Annotated in this window: 16 protein-coding genes; 3 read left to right on the forward strand and 13 right to left on the reverse strand. The window is 58.6% G+C overall.

All coding sequences use genetic code 11. The features are described from left to right. Nucleotides 1-23 precede the first annotated feature (23 nt). Entirely contained in the window at nucleotides 24-2,744 is a 2,721-nt protein-coding gene (locus KGD89_RS14810; protein WP_025260547.1) for a nitrate reductase, read from the forward strand. Between the two features lie 71 nt (nucleotides 2,745-2,815). Here the strand turns inward: KGD89_RS14810 and KGD89_RS14815 are convergent, their stop codons facing one another. The 8 genes from KGD89_RS14815 to ppsA form a co-directional block, all read right to left on the reverse strand. Next, nucleotides 2,816-3,856, reverse strand: a complete 1,041-nt coding sequence (locus KGD89_RS14815) for an OmpA family protein (RefSeq protein ID WP_025260548.1) — start codon at nucleotides 3,854-3,856, stop codon at nucleotides 2,816-2,818. Nucleotides 3,857-3,963: 107 nt separating this feature from the next. Further along, a complete protein-coding gene (gene sigX, locus KGD89_RS14820) occupies nucleotides 3,964-4,554 on the reverse strand; it encodes an RNA polymerase sigma factor SigX (protein ID WP_025260549.1) in 591 nt (196 codons plus the stop codon). Between the two features lie 86 nt (nucleotides 4,555-4,640). Further along, complete coding sequence (locus tag KGD89_RS14825; RefSeq protein ID WP_025260550.1) at nucleotides 4,641-5,465, reverse strand: mechanosensitive ion channel family protein; 825 nt, start codon at nucleotides 5,463-5,465, stop codon at nucleotides 4,641-4,643. A gap of 2 nt (nucleotides 5,466-5,467) precedes the next feature. Then, complete coding sequence (locus KGD89_RS14830) at nucleotides 5,468-5,716, reverse strand: hypothetical protein (RefSeq protein ID WP_025260551.1); 249 nt, start codon at nucleotides 5,714-5,716, stop codon at nucleotides 5,468-5,470. A 76-nt stretch (nucleotides 5,717-5,792) separates the two neighbouring features. Then, entirely contained in the window at nucleotides 5,793-6,788 is a 996-nt protein-coding gene (locus KGD89_RS14835) for a zinc transporter ZntB (RefSeq protein ID WP_025260552.1), read from the reverse strand. Between the two features lie 11 nt (nucleotides 6,789-6,799). Beyond that, a complete protein-coding gene (rraA, locus tag KGD89_RS14840) occupies nucleotides 6,800-7,288 on the reverse strand; it encodes a ribonuclease E activity regulator RraA (protein WP_025260553.1) in 489 nt (162 codons plus the stop codon). 95 nt (nucleotides 7,289-7,383) lie between these two features. Continuing rightward, a complete protein-coding gene (locus KGD89_RS14845; RefSeq protein ID WP_025260554.1) occupies nucleotides 7,384-8,376 on the reverse strand; it encodes an alpha/beta fold hydrolase in 993 nt (330 codons plus the stop codon). A 182-nt stretch (nucleotides 8,377-8,558) separates the two neighbouring features. Continuing rightward, nucleotides 8,559-10,934 (reverse strand): phosphoenolpyruvate synthase, encoded by a 2,376-nt coding sequence (gene ppsA / locus KGD89_RS14850; protein ID WP_025260555.1) that lies wholly within the window; start codon nucleotides 10,932-10,934, stop codon nucleotides 8,559-8,561. Between the two features lie 194 nt (nucleotides 10,935-11,128). Here ppsA and ppsR point away from each other — a divergent pair, with 194 nt between their 5' ends. Then, the gene (ppsR, locus tag KGD89_RS14855) at nucleotides 11,129-11,947 is read left to right on the forward strand and encodes a posphoenolpyruvate synthetase regulatory kinase/phosphorylase PpsR (RefSeq protein ID WP_025260556.1); all 819 of its coding nucleotides are present in this window, start codon (nucleotides 11,129-11,131) and stop codon (nucleotides 11,945-11,947) included. Nucleotides 11,948-12,016: 69 nt separating this feature from the next. On the opposite strand, the gene prpF is transcribed toward ppsR, so the two are convergent. The 5 genes from prpF to KGD89_RS14880 all read right to left on the reverse strand — a co-directional run bounded on the left by prpF (nucleotide 12,017) and on the right by KGD89_RS14880 (nucleotide 18,770). Then, a complete protein-coding gene (gene prpF, locus KGD89_RS14860; protein ID WP_025260557.1) occupies nucleotides 12,017-13,207 on the reverse strand; it encodes a 2-methylaconitate cis-trans isomerase PrpF in 1,191 nt (396 codons plus the stop codon). Between the two features lie 87 nt (nucleotides 13,208-13,294). Continuing rightward, the gene (gene acnD / locus KGD89_RS14865; protein WP_025260558.1) at nucleotides 13,295-15,883 is read right to left on the reverse strand and encodes a Fe/S-dependent 2-methylisocitrate dehydratase AcnD; all 2,589 of its coding nucleotides are present in this window, start codon (nucleotides 15,881-15,883) and stop codon (nucleotides 13,295-13,297) included. Between the two features lie 68 nt (nucleotides 15,884-15,951). Then, nucleotides 15,952-17,079 carry a bifunctional 2-methylcitrate synthase/citrate synthase gene (gene prpC / locus KGD89_RS14870; protein WP_025260559.1) on the reverse strand — a complete coding sequence of 376 codons (1,128 nt, stop codon included), beginning with the start codon at nucleotides 17,077-17,079 and terminating at the stop codon, nucleotides 15,952-15,954. A 93-nt stretch (nucleotides 17,080-17,172) separates the two neighbouring features. Beyond that, nucleotides 17,173-18,066, reverse strand: a complete 894-nt coding sequence (gene prpB / locus KGD89_RS14875; protein ID WP_025260560.1) for a methylisocitrate lyase — start codon at nucleotides 18,064-18,066, stop codon at nucleotides 17,173-17,175. Continuing rightward, the gene (locus KGD89_RS14880) at nucleotides 18,063-18,770 is read right to left on the reverse strand and encodes a GntR family transcriptional regulator (protein ID WP_025260561.1); all 708 of its coding nucleotides are present in this window, start codon (nucleotides 18,768-18,770) and stop codon (nucleotides 18,063-18,065) included. Before KGD89_RS14880 ends, prpB begins: the two co-directional genes overlap by 4 nt. A 350-nt stretch (nucleotides 18,771-19,120) precedes the next feature. Between KGD89_RS14880 and rloA the strand changes: the two genes are divergently transcribed. Further along, nucleotides 19,121-19,657, forward strand: coding sequence for a retropepsin-like aspartic peptidase RloA (rloA, locus tag KGD89_RS14885; protein ID WP_025260562.1), 537 nt, complete (start codon nucleotides 19,121-19,123; stop codon nucleotides 19,655-19,657). Nucleotide 19,658 lies beyond the last annotated feature (1 nt).

Here is a 19,658-nt window from a genome sequence, read left to right on the forward strand (position 1 = left end):
ACTACCGACGAGGCGGCATGCGCATGATAGAAGTCCCGACCCAGACCACACAGATCACTGCCTCCACCTGCTGCTACTGCGGCGTTGGCTGCGGCGTGCTGATCGAACATGACGGACAGAACATTCTCGGAGTCAGTGGCGACCCGCAACATCCGGCCAACTTCGGCAAGCTGTGCAGCAAAGGCTCGACCCTGCACCTGACCGGCGACCTGTCGGCACGGGCGCTTCATCCTCAACTGCGCCTGAGCAAAAGCCTGGCCCGCAGCAACACCGACTGGGATACGGCTCTGGAACATGCCGCGAATGTCTTCGCCGATACCATCAAGGAGCACGGCCCCGACAGTGTGGCGTTCTATATTTCGGGGCAATTGCTGACCGAGGATTACTACGCCTTCAACAAGCTGGCCAGGGCACTGGTGGGCACCAATAACATCGACAGCAATTCCCGGCTGTGCATGTCTTCGGCCGTGGTGGGCTACAAGCGCAGCCTGGGCGCCGATGCGCCGCCGTGCAGTTACGAAGACATCGAGCTGAGCGATTGCGTGATGATTGTCGGCAGCAATATGGCCTACGCCCACCCGGTCCTGTTCCGACGACTGGAAGAAGCCAGGAACCGTCGGCCCGAGATGAAAATCATCGTGATAGACCCCAGGCGCACAGATACCTGTGAACTGGCGGACTTGCACCTGGCCATTCAGCCAGGCACTGACGTTGCGCTGTTTCACGGCATCCTGCATCTGCTGATTAACGAAGGCTTCACCGATCGCAGCTTCATCGACGCCCACACCCAAGGCTATGCAGAACTGGAAAACCTGGTTCGGAACTACCCGCCAGAGACCGTCGCCGAAACCTGCGGTATCTCCATCGAAGACCTGCGCGCCTGCGCCCGCTGGATTGGCCTGGCTCCTGGCTTCCTGTCGCTCTGGTGCATGGGGTTGAACCAGTCCACAGCCGGTAGCGCCAAGAACAGCGCGTTGATCAACCTGCATCTGGCCACCGGCCAGATCGGCCGCCCCGGCGCAGGCCCCTTCTCGCTCACTGGCCAGCCCAACGCCATGGGCGGCCGTGAAACCGGCAGCCTGTCCAACCTGCTGCCAGGCCATCGCGAAGCCGCCAATGCCGAGCATCGCGCCGAGGTCGCCGAATACTGGGGGGTCGATACGCTGCCGGTCACTCCCGGGCTGCCTGCCATAGATCTGTTCGAGCAACTGCGCACAGGCAAGGTCAAAGCGCTATGGATCGCCTGCACCAACCCGGCCCAATCGCTGCCCGATCAGCAAAGGATCAAAGAGGCTCTGAGTACATGTCCGTTCGTGGTATTGCAGGAAGCTTTCCAGACCACTGAAACCGCACGTTTCGCCGACCTGCTGCTGCCCGCCGCCAGTTGGGGAGAAAAGGAAGGCACCGTCACCAACTCGGAACGACGCATCTCCAACGTGCGCAAGGCCATTCCCGCTCCGGGCCTGGCACGCCCCGACTGGGCAATCACCGTGGATTTCGCGCAACGCCTGGAACGCAGGCTGCGACCCGGTACTCCTGCCCTCTTCGACTTCACCAGCCCTGATCAGCTATTCGATGAATACAAGGTTCTGACACAGGGCCGCGATCTGGATATGTCCGGCATCGACCGCGACCTTATCGACCGCCTCGGCCCACAGCAATGGCCTTTCCCCCAAGGCGCTCGCGGGGGTACCGCCCGCCTCTACAGTGACGGTGTATTCCCGACGGCTTCGGGTCGAGCGCAGTTTGTCTGCGATGCTTATGTCGCCGCCAAAGAGCTGCCCGATGCGCAGTATCCACTGACGCTCAATACCGGCCGACTGCGCGATCAATGGCACGGCATGAGCCGTACCGGCACGGCCGCCCGCCTGTTTGGCCATGTCAGTGAAGCCATGCTGGGCCTGCACCCACAAGAAATGCAACGCTATGGACTGGAGTCAGGTGACCTGGTTCATCTGCATAGCCGTCGTGGCGATCTGGTGGTGCCCGTCAGCAGCGATGACGGCGTTCGTCCGGGTCAGGCATTCCTGCCCATGCATTGGGGCGACCGGTTTCTCAAGGGCGGCATCAACGTACTGACTCAACCCGCCTTTGACCCGCTCTCCAAGCAACCGGAACTCAAACATTCCGGGGTACGCCTCGAGAAAGCAGACTTGCCCTGGCAATTCTTCGCGTTGATCGAAGGTGATGTGCAAAGCCACCTGACGGCGCTTCGTCCGCTGTTTGACACATTTGCCTATGTCAGCCTGGGTCTGATCGGTCGCGAGCGCCCTGCACTCGTGATAAGGGCAGCCAATCTCCGGGCACCGGAGCATTCGCTGCTGGAAGACATTGATCGCCTGCTGGGCCTCAATGAAGGTCCGGTCATGGCCTACGACGATCCCAAACGTGCCATCGGCAAGCGGATCCGCCTCGATGACGGCCACATCACCGCCTTGCGCCTGGCAGGAGAAACCCTCGCTCAGCACTGGCTGCAGAATCTGTGGCTACAAGGTCGGGTAGACGAGCAACTGCGCCGCTGGATGCTGGCTCCGATCAGCAGGGAACCGGGCAAAAATGCCTCTCAGGCCCGCGACAGGATCCTCTGCAACTGCAAGAACGTCAGCCAGAGTGCAATCATGAAAGGAATAGACAACGGCCTGGATTTGAACCAGCTTAAAACACAGCTCGGTTGCGCAACCCAGTGCGGCTCATGTGTGCCGGAAATAAAAAGGCTGATAAGCGCTGTGGTACTGACGGATTGAATATCGGTTCATCAAATCGCAGGCAAAGAAAAGCCCGGCATAAGCCGGGCTTTTCATTCAAAGCAGGCTAATTACTTAGCTTGTGCTTCAACTTCAGCTTCTACGCGACGGTTTACTGCGCGGCCAGCTTCAGTTGCGTTGTCAGCAACTGGACGGGTTTCGCCGTAACCAACCGAGTTTACGCGGTTAGCGCCAACACCGTACTGGTTGACCAGAACTTGTTTAACGGCGCTAGCGCGACGCTCGGACAGTTTCTGGTTGTAAGCGTCAGGACCGACGGAGTCAGTGTGACCTTCAACAGTGGTGGTGGTTTGTGGGTACTGTTGCATGAAGTCAGCGAGGTTTTTGATGTCGCCGTAGCTGTTAGGCTTGACCACAGCTTTGTCGAAGTCGAACTTGACGTCCAGCTCAACACGAACCACTTCAGCAACTGCCGGGCAGCCATCAGCGTCAACAGTTACGTTGGCTGGGGTGTTAGGGCACTTGTCGACGTTGTCGCACACGCCGTCGTTGTCGCTGTCGGAGCAGACTTCAGCAACTGGAGCAGCTACTGGAGCAGCTTCGGTTTTCTTGCTGCCGCCACCGAAGTTTACGCCGATACCGACGCTAGGAGCCCACTCGGTCTCGCCTTGGTCGATGTTGTACTGAGCTTCAACGCCAGCACGAGCATAGAAGTTGTCGGTGAAGTACAGCTTGGCACCGCCGCCAACGTTGGCGAAGGTGGAACCGTTACGACCACCACGGTTAGTCTGACCGATGCTCTGATCGGAGAAACCTGCAGACACGTACGGACGCAGCATGTCGCCTGGGTTGTTGAAGTGGTACAGAGCGTCCAGGGCAGTGTTGGAGCCCTTGATGTTCTTGCCATCGTCGCCACGAGCGTTGTGAACTTCGTCGTAGCCCAGACGCAGTTCAACGTCGTCAGTCAGGAAGTAACCGATCGAACCGCCGAACAGGTTGCCGTCGTTTTTGAAGTCGCGAGAGCTGTCAAAATATTGCTTCTTGGCGAAGCCCTCGATCTCGACTGCGCCTTGGCCTTGCGCCAGCACGCCGAACGAAGTCGCGGCAACGATAGTACCAATGGCCAAGCCCAAGGTGTTTTTCAGTTTCATCCGTTAAATCCCCATCTGGTGATTGTAAAGCAGCCCCATGACAACTGAGGCAATTCGTCGGCAAGTCTAGCAGACCCTGCCAGTTCTTTAGAGATATTTGCTCCGAGTTAAGTTTCGGTGATGCCCGCAAATTTCTCACGTAATTTATCTAATGCCCGCTTATAGCGCATTTTCGTTGCGCTTAAGCCCATGTGCATGATGTCTGCAATCTCCTGGAATTCAAGTTCTGCGACAAACCGCAGCACCAGAATCTCCCGATCGATCGGGTTCACATGCACAAGCCAGCGATCAAGTCCGCCCCTTTCTTCAGGTTTGGGCGTCTTCTCTTCAGACGCTTCCTCAAGCGGGTCCAGACTCAAAGCGTCCATCAAGCGACGCTTTCGCCGTTCCTTTCTGTACTGAGTGATGCACTCGTTGTAGGTGATGCTGTAGAGCCAGGTTTTGAACTTCGATTTTCCCTCGAAATTCTTCAATCCATACAAGACCTTAAGCATCACTTCCTGACAGACATCATCAGCATCGCGATCGTTCCCTAAATAACGTGCACAGACGTTAAAAAGTGTTCTCTGGTAACGACGCATTAACTCTTCGTAGGCCCGAGTCACGTTGAAAAGCTCGACGTGAGCGCGCGCGACCAGCTCCTCATCTGAGAGCTCGCGTGGGTCGTAGCGCGTCGAAAGCGGTAAGGGTTTATTCAAAACGAGTCGTGCCGACAGTCAGTTCAATGTCCGCCAATGCCCGGATTCCGGCAATTTGGGGCGGCATAGATTAGCAGATTCGCCGCTTAACGGCTGCTTACTCTCTGCTCAAGGAGAATTTTGTTGGAAAAAGAAACCAACTCCCCTTCGTCTGTCAGCAGTGTAGTCTTGACCGTACCGATTTCCTCGATTTGCCCCTCTATGTCGCCCACCTGCAAATGCTGGCCGACCTGATAAAGTTCTCTGACATAAATCCCCGCCAGAATCTGACCTGCAATTTCACGACTTCCCAGCCCCAGTGCCAAGGCAACGGCCAGGCCGACGGTCAGGAGACCAATCACGATAACGTGATTGAGCAGATCTGTCTTCACTTCAAGCTGGCTGATTGCCACCGAAATACTGATGATGATCACCAGCCCCTGGGCAATTCGCCCCAGACCGGGCGCATAATCGACCCCGACGCCTTCGGCAGCGCCACGCACCAGCCCGTTGACCAGTTGCGCCAGCAATACACCCACAAGCAGCACCAGCGCCGCACCAAACACCTTGGGCAGGTACAACGCCAGCATGTCCAGCGTCGCCGATACACGTTGCAGCCCAAGGGACTCGGCCGCCGATACCAGAAAGATCAGCAGGACGAACCAGTAGACGATCTTGCCGATCAGGGTGGAAATAGGCACTTTCACGCCGGCACGGCTGATCAGCTTGGTCAGCCCGGTGCCGCCCATGAGACGATCCAGGCCCAGCTTGGCCAGCAATTTCGATAACAGTGCATCGAGCAGTTTTGCGACCACGAAACCCAGCAGCACCACCACAAGGGCGCCGAACAGGTTAGGGATGAAGTTTGCGACTTTGGTCCACAATGCAGTCATTGCAGCAACCAGACTCTGGGTCCAGAGATCCAATTCCATGTTCAATCAGCCTTATCGACAGGACGGGCAGTAGGTTGGGTTCGACGGGAAACAGGGGAAACGTGTGCGGAACCGTTATTGAGGGCAATCATCATCGCCTGGGACCAGCGCCCAAGCAGCCCGAACAGCACACCGGCACCTACCTGGCGGTTGGCGGTTTTCAGGACACGGCCCAGGCAAGCGTCGTCATCCCGGCTGGAGGATGACGATTTGAGCATGTCACGCAAAGATTCTTCAAAGGGATCGTGCATCAGGCACCTCACGCAATGTCAGTGAGAGACGTGACCATTTTCAGGCGAGTCACACATCGCACTGAAATTTTATTTGTCACAACCAGCGCAAACGCCTGAACAACCACCACTGCCCCACCGCTACCAGGACAATCAATACGCACGCCAGCAGAAAACCGTAAGGATTGTCGGAGCCGGGAATACCGCCGACGTTGATCCCCAGCAGGCCGGTCAGAAAACTCATGGGCAGAAAAATACCGGTGATGATCCCGAAACGGTACATGGTGTGATCCATGCGCTCACGCAGGCGCCGGTCTTCGGACTCCAGCAGCAGTCCCACGCGCTCGCGGGTCAGTTCGAGTTCTTCCAGATAACGGGTCAGGCTGTTGTTCAGCTCGTTCCAGTAATCGGCGTCGTCATCCACGAACCAGCTCAGCTTGATACGCGACAACTGGCCGAAGATATCCCGCTGAGGCGCCAGAAAACGGCGCAGTCCCGCTGCCCGTCGACGAATCTGCAGCAACTTGCTGTGCTCGGGACTGTAACGCTCGTCGGCATCGGTCTTTTCTTCCTCATCATCCACCGACTCGGTCAAATCGCCGAGCAGGTCCTGCACTTTTTCGGTCAGGTATTGAGCCAGATAAAGCGTCAGTTCGGAAGCTGTCTTCGGTCCTTTGCCTTCACTCAACTGCTCAATGAGTTCTTCGGTCGCCCGCAAAGGCCGCAGCCGCAAGGAGATCACCCGCTGGGCAGCCGCGAAGATCCGCACCGACACCATGTCTTCAGGCTCGGCCCCCGGATTGAGGTTCACACCCCGCAGGAACAGCAACAGCTCCTGATCAGGCAAGGGCAACAGACGCGGCCGGGTATTTTCTTCGAGCAGCAGCGTGCAGGCGAACTCACTCAGGCCACTGGAATTGCGCAACCACGAATGAGTCTGCGGGTGACTACGGTCCCAATGCAGCCACAGACTTTCATGGGGCTGCATCTGAAGACCATCGAGTTCGGTTCGAGCAATGAAACGCGCTCCGCCCTGACCATCCAATACGAGGGCATGAACCAGCCCCCACTGCGCATTTGCTTCGTCGAACATTCTTGCTTCGCTTATTCCGGCATTTTCAGAGGGGACGGAGAAATGATCACACCATTATTGTCGGCATACAGGTAATCGCCCGGCCGAAAAGTGACGCCGGCGAAGGTCACCGGGACATTCAAATCACCGATGCCGCGCTTGTCGGTCTTTTTCGGGTGACTGGCCAGCGCCTGCACGCCCAGATCGGTTTGCGCCACAACGTCGACATCGCGGATGCAGCCATAGATCAACAAGCCTTCCCAGCCGCTTTTCGCAGCTTTGTCAGCCAGTAGATCGCCCAACAGCGCACAACGCAGAGAGCCACCACCATCGACGACCAGAACCTTGCCTTTGCCGTCGAGTGCCACCTGGTCTTTCACCAGTGAGTTGTCCTCAAAGCACTTGATGGTCACGATCTCGCCACCAAAGGAGTCACGACCGCCGAAGCTGCTGAACATGGGTTCTACGACGTGCACCAGCTCCGGATAGGCATCACACAAATCGGGGGTCGAATAATGCATGGCTAACTCCTTCGGTGAGAGATGGGAATGCTCAGGGCAGAATAGTGGCTTTGACCTCAACTTTCGCCCCAACTCTCATACAAACACAAAACCAGCTATTGCCCTACCGCTTCCTGTAATTGGGGAAGCTCGCCGCTGGAGGCAGAACGCTCTTGCAGCCAGTCGAGCACTCGCGGCCAGACCTGTTGCTGTGCGCCCTTGCTGACCAGCATCCGCACATGATCGAAGTCTTCGTTGAAACCATGCTCGCGCCCAAGACACAGGAACTGTCGTTGCTGTGAGCCAAACTGATCGAACAGCATCTTGCAGGCCCAGACCGGATCCTGATGATCGCCCACCGCAGCCACTGCCAGCACCGGCACTTCGACACTGGCCAGCCCGGCCCACCAGTTGCTGTCACGATCACCGAAACGCCCGAACAGGCCGTGCCAGCGCATGCTCTCCAGAACAACCCCAATCGGCTCGTCTTCCGGCCCACGCTTGAGGCGCGGCCCGGAAATATGCTCGAAAGGCTTGAGCAGCAGACGCCCGGTCCACTGCACTGGCGGAATCTTCAATGGCCAATAGGTGCGACTGATCTGGCTGCCAAACAACGCAGCCGACGCCGCCCCCTCAGGCCCGAGATATTGACCACCCAGCGCCGCCGCCAGCGTGGTGCCGCCCAAGGAGTGGCCGATCCAGTGCGGCACCTGCCCGTTCTGCTCGCGAACGAACGCAGCAATGGCCGGCAGATCGTAGCGGGCATAATCCGCCACGCGATTGCGGCGATAGTCCTGATTGCGGACCGAAAGACCATGGCCGCGCATCTCGGCAATCCACACATCGTAACCGGCGCGTGCCAGGAACGGCCCCAGGCCGATTCCCTTGGGGGAATACCAGAAACGGCGATTGGAAAAGCTGCCGTGCAACAAAATGACCGGCACACCGCGCACATCAGGCTGATCCACCAGACCGAGACGGGTAACGGCCAGCTCGACACTGGGGTCAGGGCTGTTGGCAGGCTTCAAGCGATAGACGTCCTCGACCAGATCGCCACGGCGCTCGGCACTGATCAAGGCAACGGGAAAAAGATTGCTGCTGCTTTGCATATTGCTCTTTATCTATGGTTCAAAGGCATCGGGTCGCCTCTGACAGACGGGTGAAACCACTGGTTCGGTTGCCCTTTTGGGGCCTTGCATGAAAAAGGGCGGTTTCCGAAAAAACCGCCCTTCCTCGAAACGCTTGAAACCCTAGACGATTCAAGACGCTATTGCATCACATCGGAAAAAACTCAGGCAGGTGCCTGCCCCTCCGCGAGGAAGAACCAGGTTTCCAGCACAGAGTCCGGGTTCAGCGAAACGCTTTCGATGCCCTGCTCCATCAGCCAGAGTGCAAGATCCGGATGGTCCGAAGGGCCCTGACCGCAAATACCGATGTATTTCCCGGCCTTGTTACAGGCCTGGATGGCATTGGACAGCAGCTTCTTGACCGCGGGGTTACGCTCATCGAACAGGTGCGCAATGACACCCGAATCTCGGTCCAGGCCCAGTGTCAACTGGGTCAGGTCGTTGGAGCCGATGGAGAAACCGTCGAAGTACTCCAGGAACTCTTCGGCCAGAATCGCGTTGGAAGGCAGTTCGCACATCATGATGATGCGCAGACCGTTTTCGCCACGCTTGAGACCATTGGCCGCCAGCAGCTCGATGACCTGACTCGCCTCGCCCAGAGTACGCACGAATGGCACCATGATTTCGACGTTGGTCAGACCCATGTCCTCGCGCACACGCTTGAGGGCACGGCATTCAAGCTCGAAGCAGTCGCGGAAATTCTCGCTGATGTAACGCGAAGCGCCACGGAAACCCAGCATCGGGTTTTCTTCTTCCGGCTCGTACAGCTTGCCGCCGATCAGGTTGGCGTATTCGTTGGACTTGAAGTCCGACAGACGCACGATGACCTTCTTCGGCGTGAACGCTGCGGCCAGGGTGCTGATGCCTTCGACCAGCTTGTCGACATAGAAATCCACCGGATTGCTGTAACCGGCAATACGCTTGTCGACGCTGTCCTTGATCTCTGGCGGCAGGCCGGCGTAGTTGAGCAACGCCTTGGGATGCACGCCGATCATACGGTTGATGATGAACTCCAGGCGCGCCAGACCGACACCGGCATTGGGCAACTGGGCGAAGTCGAACGCGCGATCGGGGTTGCCGACGTTCATCATGATCTTGAACGGCAGCTCAGGCATGGCATCGACCGAGTTGGTCTTGATGTCGAAGCCCAGTTCACCTTCGAAGATGTAACCGGTATCGCCTTCGGCGCAGGAGACGGTGACGCCCTGCCCGTCCTGCAGCAGTTGAGTGGCATTGCCGCAACCCACAACGGCCGGAATACCCAGTTCACGAGCGATGATCGCAGCGTGACAGGTACGGCCACCACGGTTGGTGACAATGGCACTGGCGCGCTTCATGACCGGTTCCCAGTCCGGGTCGGTCATATCGGAAACCAGCACATCGCCGGCCTGGACCTTGTCCATCTCGGACACGTCCTTGATGATCCGTACCTTGCCCGCGCCGATGCGCTGACCGATGGCACGGCCCTCGACCAGCACATTACCGGTTTCCTTGAGCAGGTAACGCTCCATGACATTGGCCGCGGAACGGCTTTTCACGGTTTCAGGACGCGCCTGAACGATATAGAGCTTGCCGTCGTCGCCATCTTTGGCCCACTCGATGTCCATCGGAGCCTTGTAGTGCTTCTCGATGATCATCGCTTGCTTGGCCAGTTCGCTGACCTCGGCATCGGTCAGACAGAAACGCGCACGGTCGGCAGCGTCGACATCAACGGTTTTCACCGAACGCCCGGCCTTGGCCTCGTCGCCGTAGATCATCTTGATGGCCTTGCTGCCCAGATTGCGGCGCAGGATAGCCGGGCGACCGGCAGTCAGGGTGTCCTTGTGGACATAGAATTCATCCGGGTTGACCGCGCCCTGCACCACGGTTTCGCCCAGGCCGTAGGCGCCGGTGATGAACACCACGTCACGGAAGCCCGACTCGGTATCGAGGGTGAACATCACCCCGGCAGTACCGGTTTCGGAGCGGACCATGCGCTGAACACCTGCCGACAGGGCCACCAGCTTGTGGTCGAAGCCCTGATGCACACGGTAGGAAATGGCGCGGTCATTGAAGAGCGAAGCAAAAACTTCCTTGGCCGCACGAATGACGTTATCGACACCGCGGATATTGAGGAAGGTTTCCTGCTGGCCTGCGAAGGAGGCATCGGGCAAGTCTTCTGCCGTTGCCGAAGAACGCACTGCCACTGCCAGATTCGGGTTGCCTGCCGACAAGGCGGCGAAAGCCGTACGAATCTCGGCATTGAGCTTCTCGGGGAACTCGGCCTCCATGATCCACTGACGAATCTGTGCGCCGGTTCTGGCCAGGGCATTGACGTCGTCGACATCCAGAGCGTCCAGAGCTGCATGGATCTGATCGTTCAGACCGCTCTGCTCAAGGAAATCACGGTAGGCCTGGGCTGTCGTAGCGAAACCACCGGGCACCGAAACACCAGCGCCTGCCAGGTTGCTGATCATTTCGCCGAGGGATGCGTTCTTGCCTCCCACGTGCTCCACATCATGGACGCCGAGCTTATCGAGGGAAACTACGTACTCTACCAAGGTGATCTCTCCACTAACTGTGTTTGTTGTTGGGAAAAGCTCATGCACCCGAGCCACGCGCGGTGTGACAGCGGGTATTTCTGGACCGACTTGAAGCAGTAACCTTGAAAAAAGGTGAGAATGCAGGCCATCTGGGCCGGCAAGCGCGCCTATGATATCCAAGAATCGTCACCAGCTTAAGGCCAAGGGCGCAAATGAAACGATCCGCTTTCTTCATCTCGGACGGCACAGGCATCACCGCTGAAACGTTGGGCCAGAGCCTGCTGGCACAATTTGAAAACATTACGTTCAACAAGTTCACGCGCCCCTATATCGACAGCGTCGAGAAGGCGCGGGCGATGGTACAACAAATCAACAATGCCGCCGACAGGGACGAGGTGCGACCGATCATCTTCGATACCATCGTCAACCAGGAAATTCGCGAGATCCTGGCAACCTCCAACGGCTTCATGATCGACATTTTCTCGACCTTCCTTGCGCCGCTGGAGCAAGAGCTTAGTTCACACTCCTCCTACTCGGTGGGCAAATCGCATTCCATCGGTCACAACTCCAATTACATGGAGCGTATCGAGGCCGTGAACTTCGCCCTGGACAACGACGACGGCGCGCGCACTCATTATTACGACAAGGCCGATATCATCCTGGTGGGCGTCTCACGCTGCGGCAAGACGCCGACCTGCCTGTATATGGCCATGCAGTTCGGTATCCGCGCCGCCAACTACCCGCTGACAGAGGACGACATGGAGCGCCTGCAACTGCCCGAAGCCCTCAAGGCTCACCGCAGCAAACTGTTCGGCCTGACCATCGACCCGGACCGCCTGACGGCCATCCGTCATGAGCGCAAGCCCAATAGCCGCTATTCCAGCTATGCCCAGTGCGAGTTCGAAGTGCGCGAAGTGGAAAGTCTGTTCCGCCGGGAAAACATCCCGAACATCAATTCCACACATTTCTCTGTGGAAGAGATTTCAGCCAAGGTGCTTGTAGAAAAAGGGGTTGAGCGGCGCTTCAAGTAAGCTCACATGGCTCGTCGCGGCCAAGGCCCCTCCCAACATTTATGCGGGAAAGGCCTTGGCCGCGACCGGTTAAAGCACTGAGCCCGGCACCCGCACCCAACCTTCCATCAACACCCTGGCGCTACGGCTCATGATGGCCTTGGTGACCTTCCATTCGCCCTCTTCCTGCTGCGCCTGAGCCCCCACGCGCAAGGTGCCGGACGGGTGTCCGAACGTCACGGACTCACGCTCGCCGCCACCTGCTGCAAGATTGACCAGCGTGCCCGGAATCGCCGCAGCAGTGCCGATAGCCACGGCGGCAGTGCCCATCATGGCGTGGTGCAGTTTGCCCATGGAGACGGCCCGCACCAGCAGGTCGATATCCTGTCTGTTGACCGGCTTGCCGCTGGACGACAGATAGTCCGCAGGCCCGGCAACGAAGGCTACCTTGGGGGTGTGCTGACGCAGCGCAGGATCGTCGATGCTCTTGATCAGCCCCATGCGCAATGCGCCGTGAGCCCGAATGCGTTCCAATTTCGCCAGCGCCTGGGCGTCGCCATTGATATCGCCCTGCAACTCGGTGCCGGTATAGCCGATATCAGCGGCATTGACGAAGACTGTGGGGATACCGGCGTTGATCATGGTCGCCTTGAGCGTGCCGATACCCGGCACCTGCAGCTCATCGACCAGGTTGCCGGTAGGAAACATCGAACCGCCCGCGCCCTCTTCATCTGCAGCGGGGTTCAAGAACTCCAGTTGCACTTCGGCGGCCGGAAAAGTCACGCCATCGAGTTCAAAGTCGCCGGTTTCCTGCACCTCACCGCCGGTGATGGGCGCATGGGCAATGATGGTCTTGCCGATATTGGCCTGCCAGATTCGCACCACCGCAACGCCGTCGTGGGGAATGCGAGCGCTGTCCACCAGCCCCTGACTGATGGCAAACGAGCCGACGGCAGCCGAAAGGTTGCCGCAGTTGCCACTCCAGTCGACAAAAGGCTTGTCGATGGACACCTGGCCGAAGAGGTAATCGACATCGTGGTCGGCCTTGCTGCTGCGCGACAGGATGACCGTCTTGCTGGTACTGGACGTCGCACCGCCCATGCCATCGATCTGTTTTTCGTAAGGATCTGGGCTGCCGATGACCCGCAGCAGCAATGCGTCACGGGCCGGGCCAGGAACCTGTGCAACGTCGGGCAGGTCCTTCAGATTGAAAAACACGCCTTTGCTGGTGCCGCCGCGCATGTAAGTGGCCGGGATTCTGATCTGTGGTGTGTAAGGCATGAGAGGCTTCCTTGAAGGTGAACCTCTGCAGGAGCGAATTCATTCATGAAAAACCGTTCGCGAATGAATTCGCTCCTACAGGGTATATCAGGCTTGTGCAGACTCCAGAAAGTCCTGGGCGAATCGTTGCAGCACGCCGCCTGCCTCATAGATAGACACCTCTTCGGCGGTATCCAGGCGGCAGGTCATCGGCACTTCCAGGCGCTCGCCGTTCTTGCGCTGGATCACCAGCGTCAGGGTTGCCCGTGGCGTGCGCTTGCCGATCACGTCGAATGTCTCAGTGCCGTCGATCCCCAGCGTCAGGCGATTGGTGCCAGCCTGAAACTCCAGCGGCAAGACGCCCATACCCACCAGATTGGTGCGATGGATACGCTCGAAACCCTCGGCAGCAATGGCCTCCACACCCGCCAGACGCACGCCTTTGGCCGCCCAGTCCCGGGACGAGCCCTGCCCGTAGTCAGCACCAGCGATGATGATCAGCGGCTGCTTGCGCTCCATGTAGGTTTCGATGGCTTCCCACATGCGGGTGACCTTGCCTTCTGGCTCTATCCGGGTCAGCGAACCCTTTTTGACCTTGCCATCCACCACGGCCATTTCGTTGAGCAATTGCGGGTTGGCGAAGGTGGCACGCTGTGCGGTCAGGTGGTCGCCGCGGTGAGTTGCATAAGAGTTGAAGTCTTCTTCCGGCAGGCCCATCTTCGCCAGATACTCACCCGCCGCGCTGTCGAGCAGGATCGCGTTGGAAGGCGACAAGTGATCGGTGGTGATATTGTCCGGCAGCACCGCCAGCGGGCGCATGCCCTTGAGCGTGCGCTCGCCGGCCAGCGCGCCTTCCCAATACGGCGGACGGCGGATGTAAGTGCTCATCGGGCGCCAGTCATACAGCGGCTCGACTTTCAGGCCGTAATCTTCCTCAAGAGCGAACATCGGAATGTAGACCTGCCGGAACTGCTCCGGCTTGACCGACGTCTTGACCACTGCATCGATTTCCTCATCGCTCGGCCAGATATCCTTGAGGCGGATTTCCTTGCCGTCGGCAATGCCCAGCACATCGTTTTCGATATCGAAACGAATGGTGCCAGCAATGGCATAGGCCACCACCAACGGCGGCGAAGCCAGAAAGGCCTGCCGGGCATACGGATGGATACGCCCGTCGAAGTTGCGATTGCCGGACAACACAGCCGTGGCATACACATCGCGCTCGATGATTTCCTGCTGAATCTTCGGCTCCAGCGCGCCGGACATGCCATTGCAAGTGGTGCAGGCAAACGCCACGACGCCAAAGCCCAGTTGCTCAAGCTCCGAAGTGAGCCCCGCCTCATCCAGATACAACGCAACCGTTCTGGAACCGGGTGCCAGCGACGATTTCACCCAGGGCTTGCGACTCAGGCCAAGGCGATTGGCGTTGCGCGCCAGCAAGCCAGCCGCGATCACGTTCCGCGGGTTGCTGGTGTTGGTGCAACTGGTGATGGCAGCAATAATCACTGCGCCATCCGGCATCTGGCCCGGCACGTCCTGCCACTGTCCGGCAATGCCTTTGGCCGCAAGGTCCGTGGTGGCGACGCGGGCATGAGGGTTGGATGGCCCGGCCATATTGCGTACCACACTGGACAGGTCGAAGCTCAATACCCGCTCGTAGTCCACCTGCTGCAAACTGTCGGACCACAGCCCTGTGTGTCTGGCATACAGCTCCACCAGACGCACCTGCTCGTCCTCGCGCCCGGTCAGGCGCAGGTAATCGATGGTTTGCTGATCGATGGAGAACATCGCGGCAGTGGCGCCGTATTCCGGGGCCATATTGGAAATCGTCGCCCGGTCCCCGAGTGTCAGGCTCGATGCACCTTCACCGTAAAACTCAAGATAGGCACCGACGACTTTCTGCTTGCGCAGGTATTCAGTCAAAGCCAGCACCACGTCAGTGGCGGTAATGCCGGGCTCGCGGCGACCGGTCAGCTCGACGCCGACGATATCCGGCAGGCGCATCCAGGAGGCGCGCCCGAGCATGACGTTTTCCGCTTCCAGGCCACCGACACCAATCGCGATGACGCCCAGAGCATCCACATGGGGCGTATGGCTGTCAGTGCCCACCAGGGTGTCCGGGAAAGCCACGCCTTCGCGGACCTGCACCACCGGGGACATTTTCTCCAGGTTGATCTGGTGCATGATGCCGTTGCCCGGCGGGATCACTTCGACGTTCTTGAAGGCCTTTTTGGTCCAGTCGATAAAGTGAAAGCGGTCCTCGTTGCGACGATCCTCAATGGCCCGATTCTTCTCGAAAGCCTGCGGGTCGTTACCGCCACATTCCACAGCCAGCGAGTGGTCGACGATCAACTGCACCGGCACCACCGGGTTGACCAGCGCAGGGTCGCCGCCCTGGGAAGCAATGGCATCGCGTAAACCGGCCAGATCCACCAGCGCGGTCTGCCCCAGAATGTCATGACACACCACACGCGCCGGAAACCATGGAAAATCCAGGTCGCGCCTGCGCTCCACAAGCTGACTCAGGGAAGCCTTCAGTGTGGCCGGATCACAGCGGCGCACCAGGTTTTCGGCCAGCACCCGTGAGGTGTAGGGCAACAGGTCGTAAGCACCCGGCTTGATGGCTTCGATGGCCCCACGGGCGTCGAAGTAATCCAGCGAGGTTCCGGGAAGCGGCTTGCGGTATTCAGTGTTCATGGCACGGGGACTCGATCACGGAGTTTGGGAGTAGAGAGGGGAACTCATGGGCGGCTCCCCTTCTCTCTTCAGCGCTGTTCGATGGGCACGAACGTGCGCTGTTCGACGCCGACATACTCGGCACTCGGGCGGATGATGCGGTTATTGGCGCGCTGCTCGAAAACGTGAGCAGCCCAGCCGGTCAGGCGCGAACAGACGAAGATCGGCGTGAACAGCTTGGTGGGAATGCCCATGAAGTGATACGCCGAGGCATGGTAGAAGTCCGCATTGGGAAACAGCTTCTTCTGCTCCCACATGGTCTTGTCAATGGCTTCGGAAACCGGGAACAGCACGGTATCGCCCACTTCGTCCGCGAGCTTTTTCGACCAACCCTTGATGACCTCGTTACGCGGGTCGGACTCCTTGTAGATCGCATGGCCGAAGCCCATGATCTTTTCCTTGCGCTCCAGCATCCCAAGAGTGCCCTTGGTGGCCTCGTCGGCCGATGCAAAGCGCTGGATCATTTCCATGGCCGCTTCGTTGGCACCGCCATGCAGCGGGCCGCGCAAGGTGCCGATGGCTGCCGTGATGCAGGAATAAAGGTCCGACAGGGTCGAAGCGCAGACCCGTGCGGTAAAGGTCGAGGCGTTGAACTCATGCTCGGCGTAGAGGATCAGTGAGACATCCATGACCTTGCGATGCAGTTCGCTGGGGGATTTGTCGAGCAGCAGGTGCAGGAAGTGGCCGCCAATGGAGGTTTCATCCGTCACGCAATCAATGCGCTTGCCGTCATGGGAGAAACGATACCAGTAGCACATGATTGCCGGGAAGGCGGCCAGCAGCCGGTCCGTGGCATCGCGCTGCTGTTCAAAGCTCAGCTCCGGCTCAAGGGTACCGAGCATCGAAGCGCCAGTACGCATCACATCCATCGGATGGGTGTCGGCGGGAATGCGCTCCAGCACTTCTTTCAGTGCCTTTGGCAGGTCCCGCAGGCTCTTGAGGCGGTCCATGTAGGCGTTCAGTTGTGCCTGGGTCGGCAATTCGCCGTAGAGCAGCAGGTAGGCGACCTCTTCAAAGCGGGCCTCGGCGGCCAGTTCGCGCACATCATAGCCACGGTAAGTCAGGCCCGCACCCGCGAGGCCGACAGTGGACAGGGCAGTCTGGCCGGCAACCTGACCCCGCAGGCCAGCGCCGCTCAATACTTTTGCTTCAGCCATTGCATTCTCCAGTTCTTGAAATTATCGGGAATTGGCGATTCGTTTTTCTTCGCAGATGAATTCCATGCATGCCGATTGGCACAAGTGTGTACATCAACCCTTCTTCTGAGCGAACAGCGCATCCAGCTTCTGCTCGAAGGTGTGATAGTCGATGGCGTCATACAGCTCCATGCGTGTCTGCATGGTGTCGATCACATTCTGTTGCGTGCCATCACGGCGAATGGCGCCATAGACGTTTTCCGCCGCCTTGTTCATGGCGCGGAATGCCGATAAAGGATAGAGCACCAGCGAAACGTCAGCGGCGCGCAGCTCATCGACGGTAAACAGCGGCGTTGCACCAAACTCGGTGATGTTGGCCAGAATCGGCACACCCACCCGATTGGCAAACTGCTTGTACATGCTCAGCTCGGTGATGGCCTCGGGAAAAACCATGTCGGCACCGGCCTCGATACAGGCCGCTGCCCGTTCCAGCGCCGACTCCAGGCCCTCGACTGCCAGAGCATCGGTACGCGCCATGATCACGAAACTGCTATCGGTTCGCGCATCCACCGCCGCCTTGATGCGGTCGACCATTTCCTGCTGGGACACGATTTCCTTGTTGGGACGATGCCCGCAACGCTTGGCACCCACCTGATCCTCGATATGAATGGCCGCCGCGCCCGCTTTGATCATCGACCGGACGGTGCGCGCCACGTTGAACGCCGAAGAACCGAAACCGGTGTCCACATCCACCAGCAATGGCAGGTCGCAGACATCGGTGATGCGTCGCACATCCGTCAGCACATCATCCAGCCCGGTGATCCCCAGGTCTGGAATCCCCAGGGAGCCAGCGGCCACTCCGCCGCCCGACAGATAAATCGCCTTGAACCCGGCGCGCTTGGCCAGCAGCGCATGATTGGCATTGATCGCCCCCACGACCTGCAAAGGTTGCTCACTGGCAACGGCATCACGGAAACGCTGGCCGGGAGTTTTATTGTCGTGACTCATTTCTCACCTCGGTCGGGAGCCGCCTGGTAATGGCGCTCGATGTTGCGTCTGGAAGCGCCGATATGGCGGCGCATCAATAATTCGGCCAGTTCACCGTCGCGCTCGGCAATGGCGTCAAGAATGCGATGGTGTTCGGCAAAGGCCTGGCGCGGACGATTGGGGGTGGTGGAAAACTGGATGCGGTACATGCGCACCAACTGATAAAGCTCGCCACAGAGCATCTGGCTGAGGGTCTTGTTACCGCTGCCCTGAATGATCCGGTAGTGGAAGTCGAAATCCCCTTCCTGCTGGTAGTAACCCACTCCGGCCTGAAACGCGGCATCGCGCTCATGGGTATCGAGCACAGTGCGCAACTCATCGATCTGTTCGGCGGTCATGCGCTCGGCGGCCAGACGGCAGGCCATGCCCTCAAGGGATTCACGAATTTCATACAGTTCGATCAGCTCGGCATGGCTGAGCGATACGACGCGCGCGCCCACATGCGGAACCCGCACCAGCAGTCGCTGACCTTCCAGTCGGTGAATGGCCTCACGCAGCGGCCCGCGGCTGATGCCGTAGGTGCGGGCCAGCTCCGGCTCGGAAATCTTGCTGCCGGGGGCGATCTCGCCTTTGACGATAGCCGCCTGAATACGTCTGAAGACGTTTTCGGAAAGCGTTTCCGAGTCCTCGACGACGGCCGTGGAAGCCTCGACTGCATCCAGCATATTGTCGACACCTTCAAAATTACATGAGGACAAATCTAGTAAATACGGCAATTTTCGTCAAAACAATTCTTGCGATTGTCGACAATCCACCAATGCAACGGCGTCCTCCCCTACAGGCTAATGTCAATCAGTGAAGACACAAACAAGCTGCCTCCCACAACGTTATTCATAGCCCTGACTGATCGGCATTACTACGACAGGCAGTGATAACTGGCATCACGAAACCTTCATGCTAGAATGGCGACCGCATCTGCCCAGTGCAGCTCTTCAAAGGACACGGCCTGCCAGCACGCCAGGCTGAAAAACCTGCGCTGCGGCCCTGAAGCTTTCCGCCTGTTGCGCAAGGACCTATGAGACTCGAAACCCTCACCACGTTGCTCTGTCTGCTGTTTCTTCCTGCCCTGTGCGCTGCCGCCAACAAGACCGTCTACGGCCTGAACGAATACGCCAGACTCACCAACATTGACCTTGAGGTCGCCGCCAAACTCGACACCGGCGCAAAGACCGCATCGCTGAGTGCGCGTGATATCAAACACTTCAAGCGCAACGGCGAGAACTGGGTCAGGTTCTACCTGGCCATCGACAACAGCCACGCCCACCCCATCGAACAGCCCCTGACGCGCATCAGCCAGATCAAGCGGCGAGCCGACGATGTCGACCCGGACGACGAGAAAAAGTACAGCGCACGCCCGGTGATCAACCTCGATATCTGCATGGGTGAAGTTTTACGCACCATTGAAGTGAACTTGACCGACCGAAGTGCTTTCCAATACCCGCTTTTGATTGGCTCCGATGCACTCAAACACTTCGATGCGCTGGTCGATCCAAGTCTTAAATTTGTGGCGGGCAAGCCCGCCTGTGCCTCCGTCGTTCAAAACGCAGAGTAAA

This window comes from Pseudomonas cichorii, from assembly GCF_018343775.1.
Taxonomy (GTDB): Bacteria; Pseudomonadota; Gammaproteobacteria; order Pseudomonadales; family Pseudomonadaceae; genus Aquipseudomonas; species Aquipseudomonas cichorii.